Here is a 9,731-nt window from a genome sequence, read left to right on the forward strand (position 1 = left end):
CTAGACAACTCCACACTCGACCCGGAGGTCTCTCCTGTCATCAACAACCTGGTGAGTCAGTACAGCTAGGCGGCGTTCCCCGGCTCGACCACGACGTTGTCCCCGCAGTAGTCGAGATGCATGCAGTGCAGGTCGACGACGCCCCGGGTGATCGCCTCGAGTCGCTGCGGATCGATGTCCTCGCCGACCTGCCGGACGATGAAGTCCCGGGTGTCCTCCGTGGCCTCCTCCACCGTGTCGTAGTGGTGGAAGCGGGCTCTCCTGCCCGTCCACTGCCTGGCGATGGTGACGCTCATGGTTCCTCCCCCTGATCGGATCCGGACGCGTGGTCCGTGGCCGCCCCGGGCACCCCGTCCGGGAACTGCGGCCGTCCCGGCGGGCTGCCGCCGGGACGTCGCCGAGGGGGTCCTCCAGCTCGCCGCCCGTCCTGGCGCGGACCTCGGGTGGCCGGAAGATCCCACCTCGCGATGTGCCTCTTAACGTATGCGAATTCACAGGGTCGCGCCTGTCCACACTTTCGCGCCCTCGAGGGAGCGTGGGGCGGGGGCGGACCGTGGCGGCTCGTCGGCAGCGGCGGGACCGGTCCAGACGGGGACGACCCCGCCCCCGGGCGGTGGGCCGGCAGGCGGGGTCGCGGTGGTGCCCCAGGAGGGAGTCGAACCCCCGACCAAGAGATTAGAAGGCTCCTGCTCTATCCACTGAGCTACTGGGGCGGACGCCCGGGACCGCGCCCCGTGCACCGTCCTCGAGTTTACCAACTCGCCGTGGCGGCACCGGCCGCTCAGATCACGGCACTCTGCACCGGGGGCTGGTAGCGGCCGCGGAAGAGCCGTCTGGTCGCCGGGTCGATGAACCACAGGTACACGCCGTAGGAGAGGGCGACGACCGCCGCGATCAGCCGGCCGGAGTTCAGGTCCAGGTCCAGGTACGGGAAGACGTCGAGCTGGTCGGACACGGCGTAGATCATGAAGAAGACGGTGAGGAAGAACAGGATGTCCACCTGCCAGTCGCTGCGGATGCCCGTGACGGCGAACAGCGGGATGAGCCACACCACGTACCAGGCCTGGATCATCGGGGAGAACAGCACGATCGCAGCCAGGGCCCAGGTCAGACGGCGGATGATCCGCTCGTCCCGGCCCGCGAACATCAGCCACAGGATGATCGGCACGGCGAGGGCCTGGCCCACCGAGTGGGTCACCTCCCGCCACTGGCCCGAGTCGGCCCCAACGGCCGCGGCCAGCGTGGTGGCCAGGCCGCCGACGAAGCCCACCGGGGCGTACCAGATGGACACCGAGCCGGGGGTGGACATGGCGGAGACCCAGCCGAAGCCGAACCCGTTGACCGCGCCCATCAGTGCGAGCAGGGCCACCGAGTAGGCGAGCACCAGGGACCAGACCACGAGACGGCGGGCCCACGTGGCGTTCCTGCCGGCCCACAGCAGGCCGATGAACGGCAGGAAGACGAGGGTGATGGGCTTGATCGCCACGGACAGGGTGACGAGCGTGGTGCCCAGCAGGCCGCCCTTCCAGTTGCGGTGCACGGCGGCCACGTAGGTGCCGCCCAGGGCCAGGGCGATCATGATGGCGTCGTTGTGCACGGAGACGATGAAGTTGGTGAGGAACAGGGGGTTCGCCACGCTGAGCCACAGGGCCCGTGCGGGGTTGATGCCGTGCAGCCGCGCGAGCCGCGGGATCAGCCACATGCACGCGATCACGGCGAGCCCGCACATCCCCCGGAACCAGAGCACCGCTGCGTCAGGGTCCGCCCCGGTGACGGCCACGACGAACTGCTCGAGCCACAGGAAGAGCGGTCCGTAGGGCGGCGGGGACTCCGACCACATCTGGTCCGCCCCGAGCTGGAAGAAATTGTCGATCGTGGAGACGCCGTGCTCGTAGGGGTTCAGCCCGTTGGCCATCACCCGCCCCTGGCCGATGTAGGAGTACACGTCCCGGCTGAACAGGGGGATCGTCACCAGCATGGGGGCGGACCACGCGGCGATGGCGATGAGCACCCACCGGCCGCTGCCGGGCCCCCACCGGTTGAGCTTCTGCCCCAGCCGCAGCCACTCGCGGATCAGGAGCATCCCGCCCACGGCGAGCAGCAGGATGGAGACGATCGCCCCGGTGGTCGTGAAGCGCATGCCGATGACGGCCGGCACCTGCCGCAGCGGGGAGACCGAGGCGAGCCAGCCGACGCCGAGCGAGCCGACGAACAGCATGACCGAGCCGAGGGTGCCCATGAGCACGGTCCGCAGCGGCGAACCGGAGTGGTACCGCGAGAGCTCGGGATCCGCCGGCGGCCGGACGCCGTCAGGTCCCTCGCCCGGCGCCGGCGTCGTCGAAGTCGTCTGCACTGCTCTCCCGATGCGCCCGTCCGGTGTCTGCGGGCGCCCCGGCTGGGCGCAGCACGGACCCGTGGTCGCCCCGATACTATCCCCGGCTCCTGCGGGATTCCTCGACGGGCCACGGCCCGACCTGCGGCGTCGGGGCGGCACGGTAGATTGTCCGGGTGGCTAATTCGAACGGACGCATAGTGTGGATCGACTGCGAGATGACGGGGCTGTCCCTCGAGAAGGACGCCCTCATCGAGGTCGCGGCGCTCGTCACCGACGACGAGCTCAACGTGCTGGGCGAGGGCGTCGACGTCGTGATCCGGCCGAGCGAGGCGGCGCTGGCGCAGATGGGGGACTTCGTGCGGAACATGCACACCGCCTCCAAGCTGCTCGACGAGCTCCCCTCCGGTCTGACGATGGAGGAGGCTCAGGCGCAGGTCCTGGCGTACGTCAAGGAGTGGGTGCCGGAGCCGGGCAAGGCGCCGCTGGGCGGGAACTCGGTCGGCACGGACCGCACGTTCCTGGTGCGCGACATGCCGGAGCTCGTGGCGCACCTGCACTACCGCGTGATCGACGTCTCCACCATCAAGGAGCTCTCCCGCCGCTGGTTCCCGCGCGCCTACTTCCAGGCCCCCCCGAAGACCGGCAACCACCGGGCCCTCGGTGACATCCGGGACTCGATCGACGAGCTGCGGTACTACCGCCGCGCCGTGTTCGCCGCCGAGCCGGGGCCGGACTCGGCGACCGCCAAGGGCATCGCCGCGGAGATCTCCGCCTCCCGGACGGGCGCCTGAGCCGTCCGTCCGGGCCCGGGCCACCGGGCCGGCCGGGCGGGCGGGAGCCGTGGTCGGGGGTGGTCCGGGAATGCGGTACACTCGTATGCGTTGCCCAGCGGAAGCACGGTCTTCCGGCGGGCGTTCATGGTGGGCGTAGCTCAGTTCGGCAGAGCGCCTGGTTGTGGTCCAGGAGGTCGCGGGTTCAACCCCCGTCGCTCACCCACTGTGAAAGGCCGTCCCGAGGACTCGGGGCGGCCTTTCGTCGTCCCCGCTCCGGTCCGAAGGGGCGCAAGCCCCGGCTAGTCGAAGGAAGTGCCTCATGGCCGTCCGCCCCGTGGTGATCACCGGTGATCCCGTCCTCCACCGCCCCGCCGCCAAGGTGGCCCGGTTCGACGAGGAGCTGCGCGCCCTCGTGGCGGACATGTACGAGACCATGGACGCGGCCCACGGCGTGGGCCTCGCCGCTCCGCAGATCGGTGTGGGGCTGCGGATCTTCACCTACACCTTCCAGAACGACGACGGCGTGGCGCCGCGCGGCGTCCTCGTCAACCCGGTGCTGACCCCGGGCAGGATCTCGCAGGACGCGCCGGACCCGGACGAGGAGTCCGAGGGCTGCCTGTCCGTGCCGGGCCACAGCTGGCCGCTGAAGCGGGCGGACTGGGTCCGGGTCGCCGGGTTCGACGCGGCCGGCCGGCCGGTGGACTTCGAGGCCACCGGGTGGTTCGCGCGCGTCATGCAGCACGAGTACGACCACCTGGACGGCAAGCTCTACGTGGACCGGCTCAACGACAAGTGGGGCCGGAAGGCGCGGAAGGCGGTCAAGGCCGAGGGCTGGGGGCGCGGCGGGCACACCTGGACCCCCGGCGTCGACGAGGACCCGTTCGGCCACTGATCCCGCCGTGCGCACCGGGCCCGGTGCGCACCGGCGGGCCCCGGGATCAGTCCTCGGTGCGCACGACGACGAGCTCGCCCGCGGAGCGGGACGTGGGCTCCGTCAGCTCGGCGTGCCAGCGCTCCTGCGCCGCCGCGAGCAGCTCCTGCGGCGTCTCCGGGCGCTCGCCCTCGGCGGCGCGCTCCACCAGGTGCCGGGCGAGCAGCCCGCGGGTGTGCTTGGCCATGTGCGAGACGACCTGGCGCCTCCCGTGCTGTTCCCGGACCACTTTCACCCCCACCGTCCGCTCGCGGGGTCCGCGCCACGCCGCCGCGTAGGCCGCCGACCGGCAGTCCACGACGAGCCCGTCCCCGGCCGCCGGCTCCAGCACCGCCGGCAGGTGGCGCTTCCAGTGGCCCGCGAGCCGGCCGAGGCCCGGCAGCTCGGCGCCCATGGACAGCCGGTAGGCCGGGATCCGGTCGTCGGGGCGCACCGCGCCCCACAGCGCCGACACGACGACGAGGGAGGCCGCCGCGGCGGCCCGCTGCGCCCCGGTCATCCCGGCAGGGTCGAGGGCATCGTAGAGCACCCCGGTGTAGACGCTCAGCGCCGGCGCGGCGGGCTCCGCGCCCAGACGGGTGTTGCGCTCGACCTCCCCGCGCAACCGCTCGCCGACGCCGAGCACCTCGAGCGCGTCGTCGCGGGCGCTCGTCGCGGCCAGTTCGGCGAGCACCTGCTGCCGGGCGGCTGTGAGCTCGGGGAAGGACAGGACGGCGGGCTCGACGGGGGCGCCGGCGCCGGGGGCGGTCTTGGTCTCGGAGGGCGGGAGGAGGATCAGCACCCGCAGAAGTCTAGTGACCCGAGTGGGCGGCCGCGCGCCGGTGGGACGGAGGCCGGCCGGGACACCGCGGTGGCCGGCCCGGTCCGGACGCGGCGGCCCGGCGGGTAGGATGGCGGCGGACAGGTCGGCCGGGTGACCGCGGGCCGCGCAGCTCCGGCTGCCGCGGCGCGAGGAAAGTCCGGGCTCCGCAGAGCAGGATGGTGGGCAACGCCCACTCGGGGAGACCCGCAGGAAAGTGCCACAGAAAACAGACCGCCCGCCCCGGTCCGTCCGGGCAGCGGGTCAGGGTGAAAAGGTGGTGTAAGAGACCACCAGCGCGCCGGGTGACCGGCGCGGCTCGGTAAACCCCATCCGGAGCAAGGCCAGACAGGGTGCGTCCGAGGACTGCTCGTCCGAGCACCCGGGTAGGCCGCACGAGCCCACCGGCAACGATGGGCCTAGATGGATGGTCACCAGCACGGCACGGGCGACCGGCCGTGTGCACAGAACCCGGCTTACAGGCCGGCCTGTCCCCCGCTCCCCTCCCGGCGCCCTCAGCACCGACTGCGGCCGCGGGCGACCGCGGAAGCCTCAGGAGCGGACGAGGATCACCCCGCACTCGGGGCACGTGAGCACCTCGTCGGCGGCCGCCGCCCGGAAACTCGCGGCGTCCGTGGGGCTCAGCGCCGTTCCGCAGGAACCGCACGCGGTGCCCCGCAGCTCCGCGGCCGCCGGCCGCTCGGTGCCGCGCCCCGTGCGGATCCTCTCGTACCGCGCCAGCAGCGCGGGATGCCCGACGCCCTCCACGGCGGTCGTGCGCGCGCCGGCCAGCTCGCCCCGCTCGGTCGTCAGGGCGCGGCCCTCCGCGTCCCGGGCCTCGACGCGACGGCGCGCCTCCGCGTCCGCCTCCTTGAGCCGCGGCGTGATGCGGGCGCGGTGCGCGACGGCGTCCTCGAGCTCCTGCAGGACCTCCAGCTCCGCCTCCTCCGCCTCGGCCAGCTGCCTGGTGCGGGTCTCGATCTCGTGCTGCAGGCCCATGAGGTCCTTGGCGGAGCCGCCCTGCTCGAGCCGCCGGCGGTCCTTCTCGATCGAGGCCTGGACGCGGGCGACCTTCTGCTCGGCGGCGGCGAGCCGGTCGCGGATCCCCTGCTCCCCGGACTCCAGTTCCTTGGCGGTGGCGATCGCCCGGGACCGGAGCTGCAGCGCGGCGGCGACCTCGGGGTCGGCCTTCAGCTCCGCGATGTGGGCGGCGATCCGGCGCAGCCGGGCGTCGACCCGCTCGAGCTCCAGCAGGGCTCGTTGCTGCTCGGGCGTGGCGGTGCTCATGCGGGTCCTCCTGCGGTCGGGGCGCCCGGGTCTGCGGCGAAGCGGCGGCCTGGGCGGCCGTGGTCGGTGCGGTCGGGGCCGCGGTCGTCGTGGCCGGAGCCGTCGGGACCTGGGCGGTCGGGGCCACGGCTGTCGTGCTCGGGACGGTCGTGGTCGATGCGAAAGTCCCACGGATCGGAGCGCAGTGCGGAGACGGCGACCTGGACGTCGTGGCCGCGGCCGGCGAGCGCCTCGCGCAGCGCGGCGGCGCCCACGGGCAGCCACAGCCACTCGCTCGCGAAGTGGGAGAGGTCCACGAGGTACGGGGTGCCGCCGGCACCGGGGCCCCTCGCGGCTTCGCGCGCCTCGGACGCGGGGTGGTGGCGCAGGTCCGCGGTCACGTAGACGTCGGCACCGGCGGCCCGGACCTCGTCGAAGAGGGAGTCCCCCGCTCCCCCGCAGACCGCGACGCGCCGGACGAGGGCGTCGGGGTCCCCGGCCACGCGGACGCCGTGGGCGGTGGGCGGCACGGCGTCGGCCAGGCGCCGGGCCAGTTCCCGCAGGCGCACGGGCCGCGCCAGGTCCCCCACACGCCCGATGCCCACGGCCGGGTCGGCAGGGTGCGGGGCGAGCGGCGTCGTCGCCGTGAGCCCGGCCGCCCGCGCCACGGCGTCCGAGACGCCGTCCGGGGCGGAGTCCGCGTTGGTGTGGCAGGCGAGGAGGGCGCACCGGTGCTCGATGAGCTCGTGCACCACGGCGCCCTTGAACCCGTCGGCGGCCACGGAGGTCACGCCGCGCAGGAACAGGGGGTGGTGGGTGACCAGCAGGTCGGCGCCGGTGGCCACGGCCTCGGCGACGACGTCGGCCACGGGGTCCACCGCGAACAGGATCCGGCGCACGGGCCGGTCCGGGCGGCCGGTGACGAGCCCGCTGGCGTCCCAGGGCTCCTGCAGGCGCAGGGGCCACAGCTGCTCGACGGTCTCGAGCACCTCCGCCAGGGTGGGTGCGGTCCCGGTGGGGGACGTGCTCTGCTCGCTCATGCGCCCCAGTCTAGGAGCCGGATCCGCGCCGGCCGCCGAGGCGGGCACGGAGGGTCCGCTGCGGGATGCGGGAATGATGCGGGCCGTGCGGTGTTGTACGGGTCATGGCCTTCCCTGCGCACGACGACGCCCGCCCTGTCCCTGCTCCGCGCCCGGCCGCCGAGGACCCCGCCACGACCGTGACCTTCGTGCTCGCGGGCGGGTGCTTCTGGTGCCTGGACGCCGTCTACCGGATCACCCGGGGAGTCACCTCCGTGGTCTCCGGGTACACCGGTGGCGACCCGGAGCGCACGACCTACGACGCGGTGTGCTCGGGCACGACCGGGCACGCGGAGGCGGTGGCCGTGAGGTTCGACCCCTCGGTCGTGCCGGCCGACGTGATCCTCGACCTGTTCTTCACCGGTCACGACCCCACCACCCTCAACCGGCAGGGCTACGACGTGGGCACCCAGTACCGGTCCGCCATGTTCTGGGCCGACGAGGCGCAGCGGGAGCTGTTCGAGCAGTCGATCCGCCGCACCCAGCCCGCATGGGACCAGCCGATCGTCACGACGCTGGAGCCGCTGGGCACGTTCTGGGAGGCCGAGCCGGAGCACCAGGACTTCTACGCCCACCAGCCCTGGAACGGCTACTGTCAGGTGATCATCAACCCCAAGCTGGCGAAGGTCCGGAAACGTTACTCCGCGTGGCTTACCGCGTAGTAGCGGTTGCGGTGCCTGGCTAGGCTGAGCTAGGACTGCGCCGCCGCGGCCCCCCAGAGCACCGGCGGCCACAGCACCAGCGGGCACCACCTGAGCTCCACCCAGATCCGACAGAGAACCGACCACGCAGAAACCGAGGTACGCACATGCCGAAGATCTACAACGACGTCACCGAGATCGTGGGCCGCACCCCGCTCGTCCACCTGAACCGGCTCGACGAGGGGCTGCCCGGCAACGTCGCCGTGAAGCTGGAGTTCTACAGCCCCGCCAACTCCGTCAAGGACCGCATCGGCGTGGCCATCATCGACGCCGCCGAGCAGTCCGGCCAGCTGAAGCCAGGCGGCACGATCGTCGAGGGCACCTCCGGCAACACCGGCATCGCCCTGGCCATGGTCGGTGCCGCCCGCGGCTACAAGGTCATCCTGACCATGCCCGAGACCATGTCCACGGAGCGCCGGGTCATGCTCCGCGCCTACGGCGCCCAGATCGTGCTCACCCCGGGCGCGGAGGGCATGCGTGGCGCCGTCGAGAAGGCCCAGGAGATCGTCGACAGCACCGACAACGCGGTCCTGGCCAGCCAGTTCGCCAACAAGGCCAACCCGGCGATCCACTACGCGACCACGGGCCCCGAGATCTGGGAGGACACCGACGGCCAGGTCGACGTGTTCATCTCCGGCGTGGGCACCGGCGGCACCATCACGGGCGCCGGCCGCTACCTGCGCGAGCAGAAGCCGGACGTGCGCCTCGTCGTCGTCGAGCCCGCCGACTCGCCCCTGCTCACCGAGGGCAAGGCGGGTCCGCACAAGATCCAGGGCCTCGGGGCGAACTTCATCCCGGACATCCTGGACCGCGAGATCTACGACGACGTCTACGACGTGACCGTCGAGGACTCCGTGCGGGTCGCCCGCGAGCTCGGCACCAAGGAGGGCATTCTCGGCGGGATCTCCTCGGGCGCCATCGTGTGGGCCGCCCTGCAGGAGGCCGCCAAGGAGGAGAGCCGGGACAAGCTGATCGTGGCGATCGTGTGCGACTTCGGCGAGCGCTACATCTCCACCCTGCTCTACGAGGACATCCGGGGCTGAGCCGCGCCACGGGATCACGACCCGCCCCCGCCGGGAATAGCGCCGCCTGCCGGTGACGTTGGCCCGGTGGTGGGCGGGTCGTTCCCGTCCGCGCCCCCGCACGTCCCGCCCGTCCCGGCGGGACGGGTTCCCCGCCACCGGAAGAACAGAGGAAGACCGTGAGTTTTTGGAGCAGACTCGCCGAGGACCTGCAGACGGCCCGGACGCACGACCCGGCCGCTCGCTCCCGGCTGGAGATCGCCCTCAACTACTCGGGTCTGCACGCCATCTGGGTCCACCGCCTGTCCCACCGGCTGTGGCAGCACCCCGACCGGCGGCTGCTGGCGCGCACGGTCTCCCAGCTCGGCCGTTTCCTGACGGGTGTGGAGATCCACCCGGGTGCGACCATCGGGCGCCGCTTCTTCATCGACCACGGCATGGGCGTGGTCATCGGGGAGACCGCCGAGATCGGCGAGGACGTGATGCTCTACCACGGGGTGACCCTGGGCGGGCGCTCCCTGGAGAAGGTCAAGCGGCACCCCACCGTGGGGGACCGCGTGGTGATCGGCGCCGGCGCGAAGATCCTGGGGCCCGTGGAGATCGGCGCCGACTCCGCCGTGGGCGCCAACGCCGTGGTCGTCAAGGACGTGCCGGAGGACTCGATCGTGACCGGGATCCCCGGCAAGGTCCGCCCCCGCACCCCCGAGAAGCAGCAGCCGCTGGTGGACCCCTCCACCTACATCGACCCCGCGATGTGGATCTGAGCCCGTCCGCCCCGGGCTCCCGCACCGGCTCCTTGCCGGTCACGACGGCGCCGGCCGGCCG

Annotated in this window: 10 protein-coding genes, 2 tRNA genes and 1 other RNA gene; 7 read left to right on the plus strand and 6 right to left on the minus strand. The window is 72.7% G+C overall.

Annotated features, from left to right (window positions below):
- Window positions 1-65: 65 nt before the first annotated feature.
- From ABD220_RS12855 to mptB, 3 genes are all read right to left on the minus strand, one after another.
- Complete coding sequence (locus tag ABD220_RS12855; RefSeq protein WP_344123187.1) at window positions 66-296, minus strand: hypothetical protein; 231 nt, start codon at window positions 294-296, stop codon at window positions 66-68.
- 341 nt (window positions 297-637) lie between these two features.
- Window positions 638-713 (minus strand) — tRNA-Arg (locus ABD220_RS12860).
- Between the two features lie 68 nt (window positions 714-781).
- Window positions 782-2,353, minus strand: coding sequence for a polyprenol phosphomannose-dependent alpha 1,6 mannosyltransferase MptB (gene mptB / locus ABD220_RS12865; RefSeq protein WP_344123189.1), 1,572 nt, complete (start codon window positions 2,351-2,353; stop codon window positions 782-784).
- Window positions 2,354-2,508: 155 nt separating this feature from the next.
- Between mptB and orn the strand changes: the two genes are divergently transcribed.
- From orn to def, 3 genes are all read left to right on the plus strand, one after another.
- A complete protein-coding gene (orn, locus tag ABD220_RS12870) occupies window positions 2,509-3,126 on the plus strand; it encodes an oligoribonuclease (protein ID WP_344123190.1) in 618 nt (205 codons plus the stop codon).
- Window positions 3,127-3,255: 129 nt separating this feature from the next.
- Window positions 3,256-3,329: transfer RNA gene (locus ABD220_RS12875), tRNA-His, on the plus strand.
- Window positions 3,330-3,427: 98 nt separating this feature from the next.
- Window positions 3,428-4,000: a peptide deformylase gene (gene def, locus ABD220_RS12880; protein WP_344123192.1), complete on the plus strand. Its 573-nt coding sequence runs from the start codon at window positions 3,428-3,430 to the stop codon at window positions 3,998-4,000.
- Between the two features lie 46 nt (window positions 4,001-4,046).
- Here def and ABD220_RS12885 read toward each other — a convergent pair whose 3' ends face one another.
- On the minus strand, window positions 4,047-4,820 hold the full coding sequence (locus ABD220_RS12885; RefSeq protein WP_344123194.1) for a YaaA family protein: 774 nt from the start codon (window positions 4,818-4,820) through the stop codon (window positions 4,047-4,049).
- Window positions 4,821-4,940: 120 nt separating this feature from the next.
- Between ABD220_RS12885 and rnpB the strand changes: the two genes are divergently transcribed.
- Window positions 4,941-5,333, plus strand: an RNA gene (gene rnpB / locus ABD220_RS12890) — RNase P RNA component class A.
- A gap of 57 nt (window positions 5,334-5,390) precedes the next feature.
- On the opposite strand, the gene ABD220_RS12895 is transcribed toward rnpB, so the two are convergent.
- Window positions 5,391-6,125 carry a zinc ribbon domain-containing protein gene (locus ABD220_RS12895; RefSeq protein WP_344123195.1) on the minus strand — a complete coding sequence of 245 codons (735 nt, stop codon included), beginning with the start codon at window positions 6,123-6,125 and terminating at the stop codon, window positions 5,391-5,393.
- Window positions 6,122-7,144 carry a Nif3-like dinuclear metal center hexameric protein gene (locus ABD220_RS12900; protein WP_344123196.1) on the minus strand — a complete coding sequence of 341 codons (1,023 nt, stop codon included), beginning with the start codon at window positions 7,142-7,144 and terminating at the stop codon, window positions 6,122-6,124. The genes ABD220_RS12895 and ABD220_RS12900 overlap by 4 nt, the downstream gene beginning before the upstream one ends.
- Before the next feature lie 104 nt (window positions 7,145-7,248).
- Between ABD220_RS12900 and msrA the strand changes: the two genes are divergently transcribed.
- From msrA to epsC, 3 genes are all read left to right on the plus strand, one after another.
- Window positions 7,249-7,845, plus strand: a complete 597-nt coding sequence (gene msrA / locus ABD220_RS12905; protein WP_344123198.1) for a peptide-methionine (S)-S-oxide reductase MsrA — start codon at window positions 7,249-7,251, stop codon at window positions 7,843-7,845.
- A 146-nt stretch (window positions 7,846-7,991) separates the two neighbouring features.
- Complete coding sequence (cysK, locus tag ABD220_RS12910) at window positions 7,992-8,927, plus strand: cysteine synthase A (RefSeq protein WP_344123200.1); 936 nt, start codon at window positions 7,992-7,994, stop codon at window positions 8,925-8,927.
- A 158-nt stretch (window positions 8,928-9,085) separates the two neighbouring features.
- Entirely contained in the window at window positions 9,086-9,670 is a 585-nt protein-coding gene (gene epsC / locus ABD220_RS12915; RefSeq protein ID WP_344123202.1) for a serine O-acetyltransferase EpsC, read from the plus strand.
- The last annotated feature ends 61 nt before the right edge of the window (window positions 9,671-9,731 follow it).

Source organism: Kocuria aegyptia, assembly GCF_039530085.1.
GTDB lineage: Bacteria > Actinomycetota > Actinomycetes > Actinomycetales > Micrococcaceae > Kocuria > Kocuria aegyptia.

What these genes read in the sequence shown, in the direction of transcription:
- ABD220_RS12855 (WP_344123187.1), bottom strand. Translation starts at nt 296, where the DNA reads ATGAGCGTCACCATCGCCAGGCAGTGGACGGGCAGGAGAGCCCGCTTC.
- def (WP_344123192.1), top strand. Translation starts at nt 3,428, where the DNA reads ATGGCCGTCCGCCCCGTGGTGATCACCGGTGATCCCGTCCTCCACCGC.
- ABD220_RS12895 (WP_344123195.1), bottom strand. Translation starts at nt 6,125, where the DNA reads ATGAGCACCGCCACGCCCGAGCAGCAACGAGCCCTGCTGGAGCTCGAG.
- ABD220_RS12900 (WP_344123196.1), bottom strand. Translation starts at nt 7,144, where the DNA reads ATGAGCGAGCAGAGCACGTCCCCCACCGGGACCGCACCCACCCTGGCG.
- msrA (WP_344123198.1), top strand. Translation starts at nt 7,249, where the DNA reads ATGGCCTTCCCTGCGCACGACGACGCCCGCCCTGTCCCTGCTCCGCGC.
- cysK (WP_344123200.1), top strand. Translation starts at nt 7,992, where the DNA reads ATGCCGAAGATCTACAACGACGTCACCGAGATCGTGGGCCGCACCCCG.